This is a genomic window from Brumicola blandensis (assembly GCF_031846165.1).
Classification (GTDB): Bacteria; Pseudomonadota; Gammaproteobacteria; order Enterobacterales; family Alteromonadaceae; genus Glaciecola; species Glaciecola blandensis.
Genome location: NZ_JAVRIE010000004.1, coordinates 297827 through 314392 on the forward strand (window position 1 = coordinate 297827; position 16566 = coordinate 314392).

Below are 16566 nucleotides of genomic sequence, written 5' to 3' on the forward strand. Positions count from 1 at the left end.
AACCTTGGTCTTGTCCTATATCACTCTTTTTTCAATGGCATCGAATAACATGCCACAAATATTAATATCGTAAGCCGCTTCTATCTCTTTGACGCAAGTTGGGCTGGTGATATTGATTTCCGTTACCTTATCGCCAATTACATCTAGGCCAACAAATAACAGACCTTTCTCACTCATATTGGCTGCAATCTTTTCCGCAATCTGCCAATCAGAGTCACTCAACTTCTGAGGTCTTCCAGTACCGCCAGCGGCTAAATTACCACGTGTTTCATTTTTGGCGGGTAACCTTGCTAACGCATAAGGAACAACTTGTCCGTCAACGATCAAAATGCGTTTATCACCCTCAGAAATTTGTGGCATGTAGGCTTGGAACATGGCATAACGCGTACCTAACTCTGTGAGTGTTTCGATAATAACACCAAGGTTGTTGCCGTCTTCTTTCACTCGAAATATCGAGGTTCCACCCATGCCATCTAAAGGTTTGCAAATAATATCTTTATGTTTTGCATGAAACTCTCGAATGAGCGCTTTGTTACTGGTGACGAGCGTGTCAGGGATCAGTTCAGGGAACCACGAAGTGAAAAGCTTTTCATTAAAATCCCGCAAGGCTTGTGCTTTATTAACGACTAAACATCCGCGATGCTCGGCAAGTTCAAAAATTTGAGTCGCGAACAAAAACTCACTATCAAAGGGAGGATCTTTGCGCATGAGTAAAGTGTCTAACTCGCCCAAACAGATATCTTTTTCAGCAAGAAACGTGAACCAATTATCACTGTCGTCTTTCACACTCAGTGTTTTTGTCTTGGCTCTCGGCTCACCATTGTTAATGTACAAATCACCCATTTCCATGTAATAAATTTCATAACCACGCGACTGTGCTTCAGTCAGCATGGCAAAACTCGTGTCCTTTTTGATATTAATGGCGTCGATAGGATCCATTACTATTCCGAGTTTGATTTGTTTTTTCTCAGCACTCATCGCTTTTCCACTTTATTCATGTCTAATTATTAAATGGTCATTAATGCCCATATTTCAAGTTACAGATCGCCAAAAGTCGCTTGTAAAATTGTGATACTAGCAAGCGCTGCGGTTTCTGTACGCAGTACTCGAGGGCCAATATTAGCGCTCAAAAAGCCGGTTTGTTCACAGGTATATACTTCTTGTTCAGAAAGCCCACCTTCAGGACCGATTAGTAGCCTAAAACCTTTCACCGAGCGAGGAAGTTGAGAAAGGTAAGTACTTGCCCCTGGGGATAAAATGACTTTACTTTGTTCGGTGCTTTGTCCTAGCCAACGTGAGAGGGCAATTGGCGGATGCAAGGTTGGCAAAACATTTCGACCAGACTGCTCGCATGCCGAGATAATAATTTTTTGCCACTGCTCATGCTTTTTCGCCCAACGTTCCTCATTGAGCTTCACCACGCAGCGTTCTGTAATCACTGGTGTAATTTCAGTGACGCCAAGCTCTACTGATTTCTGAAGAGCAAAATCCATTCGGTCGCCTTTTGACACGCCTTGGGCTAAGTGAATACTTAAGGGTGACTCGCTGCGTATACTCAATTGAGTATTCACTAATGCAACGAGCTGCTTTTTAGAAATGCTAAGTATTTCAGCACTATATTCATTGCCATCACCGTTAAACAGAACGATAGGATCGCCTTGCTTCAAACGTAACACAGTATTGATATAATGGCAGAGCTCTTGCGATAGGGGAATTTCATTGTCTACTGACAGTGAGCAATCAACGTAAAAGCGAGATATTCGCATGCGACTTTTCTTCTTTCCAATTAACTACAAAGTTAAACGTATATTATCACGTCCAGTAGATTGGGTCTCTGGATCTTCTAACGAATGTGCGGTGATTATTTGAAGGTTTGTTGCCGAGCAAGGCCGCGCAGCTTACTGCTCTGCGCGACTAAATATTTTGCCTTGACGTATTTTCTTGCCTCGAGCATGAGGACTATTGCGTCCTTTTGACTCACTCAAACAAAATAAAAACAAAGACACTACGGTTACTATAACGAGCGCAAAAATATATATAGCCATTGCCAAATCCTATGACGTAGAGCACTAAACAGTGCGGTTAAATGAATCCCATCCTTGGAGAGCTTACATACTTTAGCCATTATACGATTTATTCTGGGTAAAACGTGAATAAATTCTCTTGATGAAAGTGTCTGCTATTAGCGACAGTCATCGGGGTATGAAATCTGACCAGTTACAAAGTGTTTCTAAGTCTAGCCAAAATGAATTAAATTTCAACTGCTTTTTAGTACAAAAGTTGTGCAAATCTGTGCTGGATGTGTCATTTGGATCAGAAACTCACTCTTGTCGGTAGCGCTTTCATTGTGTCTTACTGCTTGTTTTATTTATCATTAATGATACTTTATATACAGTTTGTTCGGTAGTTAGGCAAACACACAAAAAATAATAAATTACATAGGATATGTACCATGTTTGATTTCACCCAAGACGATATGTCGAAATACTTAGACGATTATATCATTCCTTTTGCAATAGACCTGGCAATGGCAATCGTCATTTATGTCGTGGGTAAGTTTGTTGTGAAACTGTTAGTTGCCGCGTTTGGTAAGTTATTAGCCAAGTCAAAATACGACGAAATGCTAATCAATTTCCTCAAGTCAATCGTTAACGCGGTGTTGATGCTGTTTGTTATTATTGCGGCCTTGAATGAACTGGGTGTTGATACTACTTCCCTCGCTGCCATTATTGCTGCGGCCGGTTTAGCAATTGGTCTGTCTTTGCAAGGTTCTCTGCAAAACTTTGCAGCGGGTGTCATGCTACTTGTCTTCCGTCCTTTCAAGAAAGGTGACTTTGTTGATGCGGGTGGTGTAGCTGGTTCTGTAGTCAGTATCGGTGTTTTCTCTACCATCATGAATACACCAGATAACAAAGAAATTATTGTTCCTAACGGCAATATCTACGGCGGAAACATTATCAACTTCTCTGCTAAAGATACTCGTCGTGTAGACATGAAATTTGGTATCGGCTATGGCGACGACCTGCTTAAAGCGAAAAAAGTGTTGGAAGAAATGGTAGGTGCAGATGATCGTATCTTAGCTGATCCAGCGCCAACTGTTGCAGTTGCCGAGCTTGGTGATAGTAGTGTGAACTTTGTTGTTCGTCCTTGGGTCAAATCCGGTGATTATTGGGGCGTCATGTTTGATTTCACGGAAGCCGTCAAATTGCGTTTCGACAAAGAAGATATCTCTATTCCATTCCCACAAATGGATGTGCACGTCCAGAAGCAAGACTAAACTGGATTTGTATAACTAGAGCTGCTTTTTGATAAGCGAGTGTTAGCCGCTCTTATAGATTAAAAACCACCGTTCCTAGTTCATTTAGGACGGTGGTTTTTTTATGCTGAGAGAGCCTCTCTCATTCTATCTTGCACAACTTCGACGAGTAGGTCTGGTTGGAATTTAGATATAAAGCGATTACAGCCTACTTTTTTCACCATCGCTTCATTGAAGCTGCCACTGAGAGATGTGTTTAAAGCAATAAACAAGTTACTCATTCTGGGATCTTCTCGCACTTCCGCGGTGAGGCGATATCCGTCCATTTCTGGCATTTCAGCATCGGTAAACATCATCAGTATTTCGTCCGTTACTTTGATCCCGTCATCGGCCCATTGTTGTAATCTGCGCAGTGCTCGTAAGCCATTTTTTTCTTCGATAATTTCTAAACCTAGCTGTGTGAGCGTTTGTCTGATTTGCCACCTGGCGGTAGCAGAATCATCGACCACTAAAATCTTTTTGCCAACGAGGTGCTTGGCAATATCTTCATCTAAGAGTTCTTCGTTAATAGTAGTGTCGTAGTCGACAATTTCGGAAAGCACTTTTTCAACGTCAATAATCTCGACTAGCTCTGATTGCCCATCCTGCTCGTAGTGAGTGATTGCTGTAAGGTAATTGTTTTTACCTGCAGTGCTTGGTGGTGGTTGAATATCGCTCCAACTGGTGTTCACAATATTCATGATTTGGCCAATCAAAAAGCCTTGAACGCTTCTGTTGTATTCAGTAATGATGACGTTTTCAGGTTTATATGCGGTATTGTTGTTTGTCATCTGAATCGATGAGCGTAAATCAATAATAGGAATAGATTTACCACGGTAATTGGTCACGCCAACGATATGATAGTGTGAGCCTGGCATTTTATTCATTGCAGGTACGGTAATAACCTCCCTGACCTTGAATACATTTAATGCGAAGGTATGCCTAGACCCAAGTTTAAACATAAGTAGCTCAAGGCGATTTTCACCTACTAGCTTTGTTCTTTGGTCTATTGACGACATTAAGTTGGACATATTTTTACTCTATTTATCGCACCACGCTTAAACGTCAGCGAGGTGCGTATTTTAACACTGTATGCGTATGCAAAACCGAGTTGTAATTAATGCTAATTGCGATACAAGTATTGTCGGCCTATAGAGTTAACGGCCAAGTTCCTTTTGTCTTTACACTAAGGCCCACATTTCGGACGGTTTACTGCACTTTTATAAGTGACCAACGCTGCGTCCATTTTACTTTGTAAATCTTCGATACGTGTTGTAGGGCTTGGGTGAGTCGAGAAAAACTCTGCTTGGGATTCTCCACCACTCGCTTTGCTCATATTTTTCCATAACTCGACTGACTGTTTGGGATCAAAGCCCGCCTTGGCCATCAAGTCTAAACCAATTTCATCAGCTTCGCTTTCATGGGTGCGACTAAATGGCAAGGCGACAGCATATTGAGTAGTTAAACCCAGGCCCGACATAATCAAACCGCTATTGGACACTTCGTTTGCTTGCAGTACTTGGTTTACAATTTGTTGGCCCGTGCCAATCACGGCGTTTTGAGACACTCTTTCGTTACCGTGATGAGCGATTACATGACCTACCTCATGTCCGATAACAGCAGCAACTTGATGTTGGTTTACTGCTACATCTAATAAGCCTGTGTATACGCCTATTTTGCCGCCAGGTAAGGCGAAGGCATTTACCTGAGCATCATCAAAAACGACGACTTCCCATTCGCCATCAAATACCTCTTTAGACACGTGCTGAGTGATACTTTTAGCAATACATTGTACATATTCATTTTGCACCGCTTTATTAGATATTTTGATATCCGACTTCATCCCAGCGAATGCTTGTACGCCCATTTCGCTCAGCTGTGACTCTGGAAACAACAATAACTGAGAACGGCCTGTTGGCGACGTTGTGCAAGCGACAAGCGCTACACTCAGTAATGCAGCGGAACTGACCATGATAAATCTGCGAAGCATATTAATTCCTTATAAAAAAACGCCCCCATACAGGAGGCATTATTTGAATCTCAATGTACCGATTGGCACTCTGAACCTAAGCCTTGTGAACTATTATAGCCCAGCAGCTGCTCTCAGGTCATTGGCTTTGTCGGTTTTTTCCCATGGAAATTCATCTCTACCAAAGTGCCCATACGCTGCAGTTGCTTTATAGATAGGGCGCTCTAAGTCGAGCATAGTAATTAAACCATAGGGACGCAAATCAAAATGTTCACGCACTAAATTCGTTAACACATTATCACTGACTTTGCCTGTTCCGAAGGTTTCGACAGAAATAGAAGTCGGTTCAGCCACACCAATCGCATAGGAAACTTGAATTTCACAACGATCAGCAAGACCAGCGGCAACGATATTTTTAGCCACATAACGACCAGCATATGCCGCCGAGCGATCAACTTTTGACGGATCTTTACCTGAAAATGCACCGCCGCCATGACGTGCCATGCCACCGTAGGTATCGACGATGATTTTACGACCCGTCAAACCACAATCACCCATTGGACCACCTATAACAAAACGACCGGTCGGGTTAATGTGAAATTGCGTTTGTTTAGTAAGCCACTGAGCGGGAAGCACTGGCTTAATGATTTCTTCCATGACTGCTTCACGTAACACTTCATTACTGACTGAGTCACAGTGCTGGGTTGATAGAACCACTGCGTCGATGCCTACAGGTTTGTTATCTTCGTAAACAAAGGTGACTTGACTCTTAGCATCTGGACGCAACCAATTAAGCTTGCCGCTTTTTCTCATTTCCGCTTGCTTATGCACAAGACGGTGGGCGAAAGTGACTGGCGCTGGCATTAAGACGTCGGTTTCATTACTCGCGTAACCAAACATTAAACCTTGGTCACCCGCGCCTTGTTCCTCTGGTGAAGAGCGATCAACACCTTGATTAATATCGTTCGATTGTTTACCAATAGCATTCAATACCGCGCAAGAATCAGCATCAAAGCCCATATCAGAATGGGTATAACCGATTTCTTTTACCGTTTTTCTTGTTAACTCTTCTATATCGACCCAGGCTTTGGTGTTAATTTCACCGCCAACCAAAACCATCCCCGTTTTGACGAAGGTTTCACAAGCGACGCGCGCTTTTGGATCTATTTCTAAGATGGCATCTAAAACGGCATCTGAAATTTGGTCTGCAATTTTGTCAGGATGTCCTTCAGACACTGACTCTGATGTAAATAAATGGCTAGCCATGAATTATCCTATAGTTACAAACCAAGGGACGCGTTCTCAATAATGAACACGAATTGGCCCTTGGATTTTCGTTGCTTCAGTTCAATATCGACATTGTAGTCGAAAAAATGAATTTTACCAATCTTTACTTCTAGACGTCTAAAAGTCTAGTCGGGTTTAGGGCTGATACGGCTTGTCGAGAATTTTGGATGTTTAAAAATGCGATTAAAGCAAAAAAATCAACACAGAAACGCCGAATAATGATTGAACAAAGTCGCTCGGTGTATGAGAATACGCCCTCAGTTTGAGGAACCGCGGTCAAGCCCTCGGATTCTTACAGCATTATGTAATCGAAGTATCAAGGAGAGCTCATGCCATCACGTCGTCATTTAGCCAACGCCATTAGAGCGTTAAGTATGGACGCTGTTCAACAAGCCAAGTCAGGACACCCTGGCGCCCCGATGGGAATGGCCGATATTGCGCAAGTTTTGTGGACAGACTTTATGTCGCACAACCCGAACAATCCTAACTGGGCAAACCGTGATCGTTTTGTGCTTTCCAATGGGCATGGCTCGATGCTCTTATATTCTCTATTGCACCTCACAGGCTACGAACTGCCAATTGAGGAATTAAAGCAATTTCGTCAATTACACTCTAAAACCCCAGGTCACCCGGAATATGGTTATGCGCCAGGCGTCGAAACTACGACAGGTCCTTTAGGGCAGGGCATAACGAATGCGGTTGGTATGGCGATCGCAGAAAAAGTGCTTGCTGCGCAGTTTAATAGAGACTCATTCAATGTTGTTGATCACCAAACCTATGCTTTCTTAGGCGACGGCTGTTTAATGGAAGGCATTTCCCATGAGGCATGCTCTCTTGCTGGTACCTTAGGTTTAGGTAAATTGATCGCATTTTGGGATGACAATGGTATTTCTATCGATGGTGAAGTTGAAGGATGGTTTAGCGACGACACACCGAAACGGTTTGAGTCCTATGGCTGGCAAGTGATTGCAGGTGTTGATGGTCACGATCCTGAGCAAATCGCCGCTGCAATTGAAAAAGCGAAGGCAGAAACCTCTCGTCCAAGTTTGATTTGCTGTAAAACAGTGATCGGTTTTGGTTCGCCAAATAAGCAAGGTAAAGAAGATTGTCACGGTGCACCACTAGGTGACGATGAAATTGCATTGGTCAGAAAAGAATTGGATTGGCCGCATGCTGCGTTTGACGTACCTGCCGACGTTTATGCAGGGTGGGACGGCAAAGCCAAAGGTACTGAAGCCGAAGCGGCTTGGGATGCTATGTTTGCTGAATACCAACAAGCTCATCCTGAATTGGCACAAGAATTTATTCGTCGTAAAACCCATGGCTTGCCAGAAAACTGGGGGCATGACGCAAACAAATACATCAGAGGTTTGCAAGCAAACCCTGAAAACATCGCTACGCGCAAAGCGTCTCAAAATGCATTGAATGCTTTTGGTCCATTGCTACCTGAGCTCCTAGGTGGCTCAGCTGATTTGGCGGGTTCAAATCTGACTATTTGGTCTGGTAGCAAAGGTGTAAGTGCCGATGATGCTTCAGGTAACTATTTGTATTACGGTGTTCGTGAATTCGGCATGTCTGCCATGATGAATGGTATTGCACTTTACGGCGGGTTTAAGCCTTATGGTGCAACATTCCTGATGTTCATGGAGTATGCTCGAAATGCTGTGCGTATGGCAGCATTGATGAAGCAACCAGTCATATTTGTTTACACCCATGACTCGATTGGTCTAGGTGAAGATGGCCCAACACACCAACCAGTTGAGCAAGTTGTGGCTTTGCGTGCAACACCTAACTTAGACAACTGGCGCCCTTGTGACCAAGTTGAATCAGCCATTTCGTGGAAAGCTGCAATTGAACGCACCGACGGCCCAACGAGTTTGATTTTCACTCGCCAAGGTTTGCCTCAGCAGGCGCGTGATGCACAGCAGTTAGCCGATGTTGAACGTGGTGGATACATATTGGTTGATAGTGAGGGCACGCCTGACACTATTCTTATTGCGACCGGTTCAGAAGTTCAACTTGCTGTTGAAGCCGCTGCGAAGCTAAATGCAGAGGGCATTGCAACGCGTGTTGTCTCAATGCCATGTACAGATGTTTTTGATCGTCAATCTGCAGAGTACAAAGAGACAGTCCTTCCATCGTCTATTTCTAAGCGAGTTGCAGTAGAAGCGTTGGCGAAAGATACTTGGTATAAATACGTTGGTCTTAATGGCGCTGTTATTGGTATGGACACTTTCGGTGAGTCTGCACCAGCAGGCCAGTTATTCGAACACTTTGGTATTACTGCAGAAGCGGTTTATGCTGCGGCAAAAGGATTAAACTAAGGTTTGAATATCAGCACTAGCTGCTTGCTCATTGTTTTTAACGATGGGCAGCAGCCTGTCTTCTCTCGAGGTACATGCTAATGTTGCGTGTTGCCATCAACGGTTTTGGCCGCATTGGCCGCAATGTTCTGCGCGCTCTATATGAGTCGGGTAGACAATCCCACATCAAAGTCGTTGCTATTAACGAAGTCGCCTCTGCCGAGGGGGTCGCACACTTATTAAAGTATGACACTGCACATGGCCGTTTCAAAGGCACAGTAGATTACACTGATCAATGTCTAATCGTGAACGGTGACAAAATTCCACTTTATCAACAAAGCGATATCCAACAATTAAATTGGGCAGAACAAGCTGTTGATATTGTGTTGGAATGCACAGGGGTTTACAGCGCCAGAGAAGATGCACAACAACATATAAAGAACGGTGCCAAGAAGGTCTTGTTTTCACAGCCTTGTGGGCAAGATATGGATGCTACTATTGTTTACGGCATTAACCATCAGAGTCTTCAGCCGAGCGATAAGATCGTATCCAATGGCTCCTGCACTACCAATTGTATCGTCCCCATTATTCAAGTATTGGACGAAGCGTATGGTGTCGAGAGTGGTACAATTACAACAATCCATTCCTCAATGCATGACCAACAAGTTATCGATGCTTATCACCCTGATCTGCGCCGTACTAGGGCTGCTAGCCAGTCTATCATTCCGGTGGATACGCGTTTGGCTGCTGGCATTGAACGCATATTACCGCGCTTTGCAGGCAAGTTCGAAGCGATTGCAGTTAGGGTGCCCACCATTAACGTAACCGCTATGGATTTGAGTGTCACTTTACGAGAAAAAGTCAGCGTAAATGATGTAAACACTGTCTTGAAGCATGCGGCTCGTGGCGCATTGAAACAGATAATTGATTATACTGAAGAGCCACTAGTATCTGTGGACTTTAACCATGATCCACATTCTTCGATTGTGGATGGTACGCAAACAAGAGTGAGTCATAAGCAATTAGTGAAAACACTTGTTTGGTGTGACAATGAGTGGGGATTTGCAAACAGAATGCTCGATACTGCATTGTATATGCACCAGTTGGAAGAGCAGGTGTAGTTCGCAAACAGCAGGTACAACTTTTAAAAATGAACAACTAAGTGATCGTCTGAAGGAGAAAATGATGCCTATTCGCGAAATGAAAGAGTTAGATTTACACGGGAAGCGAGTCCTGATCAGACAAGACTTAAATGTGCCTATTAAAGAGGGGGTTGTTAGCTCTGACGCACGCATTCGTGCATCGCTACCCACGATTAAACTTGCTCTTGAAAAAGGGGCAACAGTATTGATTATGTCTCACCTAGGCCGACCCACTGAAGGTCAAGCCGAAGCTGAATTCTCACTTCAACCCGTAGTGAATTACTTAAACGACGCTTTAGATGGTGGTGTTGAGTTAGCCAGCGATTATTTAAATGGCCTTGCATCAACAGGTGCAAAAGTCACGGTATTAGAAAACGTTCGCTTTAATGTTGGTGAGAAGAAAGATGATGATGCATTAGCGAAGCAGTATGCTGCTTTGTGTGATGTGTTTGTTATGGATGCATTCGGCACCGCACATAGAGCGCAAGCCTCTACTCACGGTGTTGCTAAATACGCAGATCAAGTCTGCGCCGGACCTTTACTCGCAGCTGAACTTGATGCTCTTGGAAAAGCGCTAGATAATCCGAAGCGTCCATTAGTTGCGATAGTGGGTGGTTCGAAAGTGTCGACTAAACTCACTGTACTAGAGTCCTTGGCGAGTAAGGTTGACCAACTTATTGTTGGTGGCGGCATTGCCAATACATTTATTGCGGCTCAAGGACACCAGGTTGGAAAGTCCTTAGTTGAAGAAAGTTTAATTCCAGAGGCAAAACGCTTAATGCAAGCGGCGAAAGACAATAATGGTGAAATTCCAGTGCCTACCGATGTTGTCACGGGTACTGAGTTTTCAGAGACCACCCCAGCGAGTATCAAGCCAGTTGATCGGGTTTCTGATGAAGACATGATCTTCGATATCGGTCCTGAAACTGCTCAGAAACTTGCGGGTATACTGAAGGATGCAGGCACAATAGTCTGGAACGGACCTGTTGGCGTATTCGAATTTGATCAGTTTGGTGAGGGAACGAAAGCCCTAGCAATGGCTATTGCGGATAGCGATGCCTTCTCAATTGCGGGTGGTGGTGATACTTTAGCCGCAGTAGATAAATATAATATCGAGAATAAGGTATCCTATATATCAACGGGTGGCGGCGCGTTCTTAGAATTCTTAGAAGGTAAGACTTTACCTGCTGTTGCAATACTCGATAGACCATAATGTTTGGTTTTCGATACCAAAAATAATACAAAACGACGTGTGGGATGCACAACTCACCCAAACGGCGGGATATAAAGTTGGACACAAAACATAGCTTATATGAGCAGAAACTCTGCTCTTTAATACGAAAAAAGGAGCGTTGAATGACAACTCAAGCACAGCAAGACATGTTGGCGAAAGTCAAAAATGAAGTAGGCTTTATTGCCGCATTGGATCAAAGTGGTGGTAGTACACCTAAGGCACTGAAGCTATATGGTGTTGATGAGTCCGCTTATACCAATGATGAAGAAATGTTTACTTGTGTTCATCAAATGCGTACACGAATTATGACGAGCCCAGCCTTCAACGGCGAACGTGTGTTAGGTGCTATTTTGTTTGAAAATACGCTTGATCGTGACGTTAATGGCCTTTCTAGTGCTGCTTATTTGTGGCAAGAGAAAAATGTCGTTCCTTTCCTAAAAGTTGACAAAGGTTTAGCTGATGAGGTGAATGGCGCACAGTTGATGAAGCCTATGCCAGGCTTGGATGAGTTGTTAGCAAAAGCGAATGCACAAAACGTTTTTGGCACTAAAATGCGCTCTGTTGTTAAGCTAGCGAACAAAGAAGGCATTGATGCGGTTGTTGCGCAACAATTTGAAGTGGGTAAGCAAATCATTGCTGCGGGTTTAGTTCCCATTATCGAGCCAGAAGTGGATATCCATAGCCCAGAAAAAGCGGAAGCAGAAGCATTATTAAGGGCTGCGATGATGGCAGAACTCAATGCCTTGTCTGCTGACCAATTCGTGATGCTGAAATTAACACTTCCTGAAGAAGCTAATTTCTACTTAGATTGCATTAATCACCCTCAAGTTTTAAAAGTTGTGGCTTTGTCGGGCGGTTACAATCGTGATACTGCGAATCAACGCTTAAGCGAGAATAATGGCATGATAGCGAGCTTTTCACGTGCATTAACCGAAGGTGTCAGTGCGCAACAGTCAGATGACGAGTTTAATGCAACACTCGATAGCGCTATTGAAGGCATTTATCAAGCATCCGCAAGCTAAAGCTAAGCGTATTTGATACCCCAAAAAAAAAAGCGCCTTTAGGCGCTTTTTTTAACGTATTTTTATGCTGTAAGGTGTACTTTCTAGGTACGCATTTTCCTGTTCCAAGTCAGCCAATAACAGAGGCGATAAATCAAACCAATTGTCCGGAAAATTTAACACAATTTTATCACTCGACAAACTGACGCTAAATTCAGGCAGTTGTGTCTCTTGACGGTTAATATTCAACAAAATACCCAAGCGTAAAATAACCAATAGTTTCATCACGGTGGCTTCGTCATAATTCACGAAATTGGGCAGTTCAGCCTGTTTGATCTTTTTACGGTGATAACGGACTAGCGTCGATAAGAGTTTTTGTTGTTCTTGGTTGAACCCGGGCAAATCAGTTTGTTCAATAATATAGCTAGAATGGCGCTGCACGCCTCGCGAGTTTATTTGTAAACCCACTTCATGCAATAGCGCAGACCAAGCCAGTAGATGGCGTAAATCCCAAGTGTTGATGCCCCAGTTTTCAGCGGTGCTTTCAAAAATTTGAATGCATGTTGCCCACACTTTTTTGGCATAGTGCGTATCGACATCATAGCGAGTGGCTAAACTCTGCGCTGTACGTTCACGAATACTCTTGTTATTTTGTAAATCTTGGATTTCATATAGCACACCCTCACGCAGGGCAGCGCTGCTTGTTTCCAGTTGAGGAATATTAAGACTTCTAAATATGGCGATTAAAATACTTAGGCCCGCTGCAAACACAGGTCTGCGATCTTCACTCAAGCCGGGCAGGTTAATTAAATCAGTGTGACCAGCATCAACACAATGTTGCATCAATTCATTCAAACCTGCTTTGGTGATTGGCACATCGTTTTCACTTTCGGCAACGGCACTTAATACTGCGCATATAGCCCGAATAGTGCCCGAAGCACCTATACTTGTGTCCCATGAAAAGCGCTTTAAGTTTCCAACAACCAACTCAATTTCTTGACGCGCGGCGGTAATGGCTCGTTGAAATGCTCGCTTACTGAGTTTGCCTTCGGGGAAATAGCGTTGCTGATAACTGACACACCCCATTTGTACGCTTTTGCATATACTAGGTTGTAAGTCCTCACCAACAGCAAACTCTGTAGAGCCACCGCCAATATCAATAATTAAACGATGACCTTGGGTTTCGGTAGTATGAGCAATGCCAGCATAGATTAAACGCGCTTCTTCTGGGCCAGAAATCACTTCAATAGGAAACGGAAATACTATTCTGGCCTTGGCCAAAAAGGCCCGAGCATTTCTAGCTCTGCGCAATGTATGAGTTGCCACGACACGAACATGCGAAGGGCTTAAGCCTTGCATACTCTCAGCCATGCTCTCAAGTGTGTTCAAGCCACGTTCCATGGCTTCGTCAGACAACATGTTTTTGTCATTGAGGCCGTCGGCAAGACGCACTTTATGCTTAATTTTTTGCACTGTCTGTAAGGAGCCAGCAACAACTCTTGCAATGACTAGGTGAAAGCTATTGGAACCTATGTCCAAAGCCGCGTAAGAGTTAACGTCGCGACTTTCGACATCTTCGAAAACATGTTCTAAGGTTTGCAAGCTACAATGCTTCCTTTTTAGTGAGGTAATTGTAAGTTTCAATTTGTGAACGCAGCTTCTTTCTATTGCCACGCTTAACATAATTGTTTACTTGATGTTCGTCGATGATACGCGCCTTTAAGGTATCTTTAAACTGCAGGTCGAGTAAATCCTCTATCATCTTGATCGCATCGGGATCATAGACAGGGCAACCAACCTCTACGCGGTGGTCCATGTTCCGTGTCATCCAATCTGCTGAAGACAAAAATACTCGCTTATCACCACCGTTTTCAAACATCATAATACGTGGATGTTCTAAAAAGCGGTCGACAATACTGATGACTTCGATGTTTTCACTGAGCCCTTTTACGCCGGGGATCAGCGAGCACATACCACGAATAATCGCTTTGATTTGTACACCGGATTGACTCGCATGGTAGAGGTTATCGATAAGCTCCTTGTCGACTAGATTGTTTATTTTCAGTGTGATCAAGCCTTTGTGACCTTCTGTCACGCGCTGGATTTCTTGGCGGATCAAAGACTGGATCTTACTACGCGCATTAATCGGCGAAAGCTGTAAGTGCTGGAACTTAAGCTTTCTAAAAGGATTCTGGATCATGTCGAAAACTTGAATACATTCAAGCGCAAGCTCTTGATTACACGTAAATAAACTTAAATCAGTGTAAATTTTCGCGGTCTTTTCATTGAAGTTACCGGTACCGAAGTGAGCATAATGCTTGGTCACACCTCGTTCATCACGAGACACGACACAAAGTTTACTGTGGATTTTCACATTAGGGTTACCCAGCACCACTTTGATCCCTGCGTCAGTCATACGTTTGGACCATGCAATATTGGCTTCTTCGTCAAAGCGAGCGCGCAGTTCAACCACCACGGTCACCGACTTACCATTATCAACGGCATCGATAAGTGAATTGATGATGCGTGACTGTGACGCAACGCGATAAATATTCAGCCTGATGTGTTTCACTTGTGGGTCAAACGCAGCTTGACGCACAAACTCGGTAAAATGCAAAAACTCATGGTAGGGGTAATACAACAAGATATCTTTTGCTGCAATTGCCTGAAAAACGGTATCATGAGTGGCAAAATCTTTGTTGGTAATCTCTTGCAGTGCCTCGTTTTCAAGATAGTTTCTACCCACATTTGGAAAGCCAATAAAGTCTTTAAAGTTACGGTAATGACCGGCTGATTGAATCGTATCTTCAGACGAAATTCTCAAGCGTTTACGTAAATCTTGGATCATGTCGCTAGGCATGCCGTCATCGTGAATGATACGCACAGGCTCCGCAATAAGTCGTTGCTTCATACCTTCAGACATTTTTTCTACGTAACTTTCATCGATTTCATCGTTAATCGAATACTCAGCATCCCGAGTGATTTTGAAAGAATAAGCATCGGCGGAATCGAATTTTACGAAGCCTTTGAAAATGTCGGCAAGACATAACTTAATCAGATCATCTATCAGGATGATTTGCTTTTTCTTTTTGGTCTTTTCAGGGGGTAATACAATGAAGCGGCTAATAGAACTCGTCGGTATTTCTACCACTGCATATTTTGTATTTCGACCTTCGCGTCTTAAGGCGACATCTAAATAGACAGAACTATCATTCAAACGCTGTATCAGTTGGACTTTACTATCCAACAGTATCGGTGCAACGTGCAACAGGACTTTACTATTAAAATAACGGCGTGCCCAAACAAGCTGCGATTCGCTGAGTTCATTGTGCTGTAAAATATGAATGTTGTAGCGGCGCAGCGTTTTAGTCACGTTTTTGTGAATTCGGTCAAAATGCTGTGATAAGTCGTGTACTTTTTCTTGAATACGTTTTAGTAATTCTTCAAAGACAATAGCTTGCGCTTCATTGCCATCATTATGAGAAATAGTAATTTGACGTTTTACATCAGCAAAGCGAACACGATAAAACTCATCTAGGTTATTAGAGTATATCCCGAGGAAACGAATTCTCTCGATAATTGGGTTATTTTCATCGGCGGCTTCTTGCAGCACTCGCTCATTGAATGAGAGCCAACTCAACTCTTTTGGGTAGTACAATTCAGTTTCATTTATCATGACAATATATTTTCAATTTTCTCAGTATTAACAAACAGTGACGAAAGGCGTCTTTATGCGACCTTAAATCATTGCATTCATCCATGACAATCGTATGACTATCTTATTGCGATGGTAAGACGGCAATTTCAACCATCACATCATCAGTAATTTCCTCTATGGCGTCCTGAACTTTGTCTAGGTCCAATTCGGGTGCTGCAGCAATGGTGACTCTCGCTGTGAATAACAAATTCCCCCAATTCGGTGCGCTTTCACACGTCGTGGCCATCTCTGTAATATTGATATCAAAGGTTTTTAAGGTTGAGGTAATATCGCTGACAATCCCGCGTCGATCGTTCCCAGTCACTGTAATAATGGCTGATTTCTGCGCAGATTTGTCGGCTTGGCTATGCAAATCAGCTGAGGGAACAAGCGTGATTTTTAGATTAGCCAGCTTGTGGCAAGACGCGACAAGCTCATTGTGCATTTCCTGTGGTAGCATCACTTCTATAAAGCCCGCAAACTGTCCAGATAGCTGACAAAAACTGCTACGCAGCCAATTACCCTGGGCATCAGTAATGCACTTTGCAATTGCGTCCACCAAACCCGGTTGGTCATCACCCACAATTGTTAATACCATTGCTTGCATAATAGATTCTTCCTTAGCTATTGATTTGTTT

At 43.4% G+C, this 16566-nt stretch carries 13 protein-coding genes; 5 read left to right on the forward strand and 8 right to left on the reverse strand.

The genetic code is table 11. The annotated features are described in order from the left end of the window. Positions 1–15: 15 nt before the first annotated feature. Complete coding sequence (gene gshB, locus RM544_RS11780; RefSeq protein ID WP_311361989.1) at positions 16–978, reverse strand: glutathione synthase; 963 nt, start codon at positions 976–978, stop codon at positions 16–18. 59 nt (positions 979–1037) lie between these two features. Then, complete coding sequence (locus RM544_RS11785) at positions 1038–1766, reverse strand: 16S rRNA (uracil(1498)-N(3))-methyltransferase (RefSeq protein WP_311361990.1); 729 nt, start codon at positions 1764–1766, stop codon at positions 1038–1040. Positions 1767–2452: 686 nt separating this feature from the next. Here RM544_RS11785 and RM544_RS11790 point away from each other — a divergent pair. After that, positions 2453–3277: a mechanosensitive ion channel family protein gene (locus RM544_RS11790; protein WP_311361991.1), complete on the forward strand. Its 825-nt coding sequence runs from the start codon at positions 2453–2455 to the stop codon at positions 3275–3277. 101 nt (positions 3278–3378) lie between these two features. On the opposite strand, the gene RM544_RS11795 is transcribed toward RM544_RS11790, so the two are convergent. From RM544_RS11795 to metK, 3 genes are all read right to left on the reverse strand, one after another. Then, positions 3379–4326 (reverse strand): chemotaxis protein CheV, encoded by a 948-nt coding sequence (locus tag RM544_RS11795; protein ID WP_311361992.1) that lies wholly within the window; start codon positions 4324–4326, stop codon positions 3379–3381. A 155-nt stretch (positions 4327–4481) separates the two neighbouring features. Next, positions 4482–5285 (reverse strand): M48 family metallopeptidase, encoded by an 804-nt coding sequence (locus tag RM544_RS11800; protein WP_311361993.1) that lies wholly within the window; start codon positions 5283–5285, stop codon positions 4482–4484. Between the two features lie 93 nt (positions 5286–5378). Next, on the reverse strand, positions 5379–6530 hold the full coding sequence (metK, locus tag RM544_RS11805; RefSeq protein ID WP_311361994.1) for a methionine adenosyltransferase: 1152 nt from the start codon (positions 6528–6530) through the stop codon (positions 5379–5381). Between the two features lie 350 nt (positions 6531–6880). Between metK and tkt the strand changes: the two genes are divergently transcribed. From tkt to RM544_RS11825, 4 genes are all read left to right on the forward strand, one after another. Further along, a complete protein-coding gene (gene tkt / locus RM544_RS11810) occupies positions 6881–8875 on the forward strand; it encodes a transketolase (RefSeq protein WP_311361995.1) in 1995 nt (664 codons plus the stop codon). An 80-nt stretch (positions 8876–8955) separates the two neighbouring features. Next, on the forward strand, positions 8956–9975 hold the full coding sequence (gene epd / locus RM544_RS11815) for an erythrose-4-phosphate dehydrogenase (RefSeq protein ID WP_311361996.1): 1020 nt from the start codon (positions 8956–8958) through the stop codon (positions 9973–9975). Positions 9976–10039: 64 nt separating this feature from the next. Next, complete coding sequence (locus RM544_RS11820) at positions 10040–11209, forward strand: phosphoglycerate kinase (protein ID WP_311362101.1); 1170 nt, start codon at positions 10040–10042, stop codon at positions 11207–11209. Between the two features lie 143 nt (positions 11210–11352). Beyond that, positions 11353–12252, forward strand: coding sequence for a fructose bisphosphate aldolase (locus RM544_RS11825; RefSeq protein ID WP_311361997.1), 900 nt, complete (start codon positions 11353–11355; stop codon positions 12250–12252). 51 nt (positions 12253–12303) lie between these two features. Here the strand turns inward: RM544_RS11825 and ppx are convergent, their stop codons facing one another. The 3 genes from ppx to RM544_RS11840 all read right to left on the reverse strand — a co-directional run bounded on the left by ppx (position 12304) and on the right by RM544_RS11840 (position 16535). Then, complete coding sequence (ppx, locus tag RM544_RS11830) at positions 12304–13833, reverse strand: exopolyphosphatase (protein WP_311361998.1); 1530 nt, start codon at positions 13831–13833, stop codon at positions 12304–12306. 1 nt (position 13834) lies between these two features. Next, the gene (ppk1, locus tag RM544_RS11835; protein ID WP_311362102.1) at positions 13835–15904 is read right to left on the reverse strand and encodes a polyphosphate kinase 1; all 2070 of its coding nucleotides are present in this window, start codon (positions 15902–15904) and stop codon (positions 13835–13837) included. Between the two features lie 106 nt (positions 15905–16010). Then, the gene (locus RM544_RS11840) at positions 16011–16535 is read right to left on the reverse strand and encodes a glycine cleavage system transcriptional repressor (protein WP_311361999.1); all 525 of its coding nucleotides are present in this window, start codon (positions 16533–16535) and stop codon (positions 16011–16013) included. Between the last annotated feature and the right edge of the window lie 31 nt (positions 16536–16566).

Coding starts and splice junctions, on each gene's coding strand:
- RM544_RS11840 (WP_311361999.1), bottom strand. CDS start 16,535: ATGCAAGCAATGGTATTAACAATTGTGGGTGATGACCAACCGGGTTTG.
- metK (WP_311361994.1), bottom strand. CDS start 6,530: ATGGCTAGCCATTTATTTACATCAGAGTCAGTGTCTGAAGGACATCCT.
- RM544_RS11820 (WP_311362101.1), top strand. CDS start 10,040: ATGCCTATTCGCGAAATGAAAGAGTTAGATTTACACGGGAAGCGAGTC.
- RM544_RS11795 (WP_311361992.1), bottom strand. CDS start 4,326: ATGTCCAACTTAATGTCGTCAATAGACCAAAGAACAAAGCTAGTAGGT.
- gshB (WP_311361989.1), bottom strand. CDS start 978: ATGAGTGCTGAGAAAAAACAAATCAAACTCGGAATAGTAATGGATCCT.
- RM544_RS11800 (WP_311361993.1), bottom strand. CDS start 5,285: ATGCTTCGCAGATTTATCATGGTCAGTTCCGCTGCATTACTGAGTGTA.
- RM544_RS11790 (WP_311361991.1), top strand. CDS start 2,453: ATGTTTGATTTCACCCAAGACGATATGTCGAAATACTTAGACGATTAT.
- RM544_RS11785 (WP_311361990.1), bottom strand. CDS start 1,766: ATGCGAATATCTCGCTTTTACGTTGATTGCTCACTGTCAGTAGACAAT.
- tkt (WP_311361995.1), top strand. CDS start 6,881: ATGCCATCACGTCGTCATTTAGCCAACGCCATTAGAGCGTTAAGTATG.
- RM544_RS11825 (WP_311361997.1), top strand. CDS start 11,353: ATGACAACTCAAGCACAGCAAGACATGTTGGCGAAAGTCAAAAATGAA.
- epd (WP_311361996.1), top strand. CDS start 8,956: ATGTTGCGTGTTGCCATCAACGGTTTTGGCCGCATTGGCCGCAATGTT.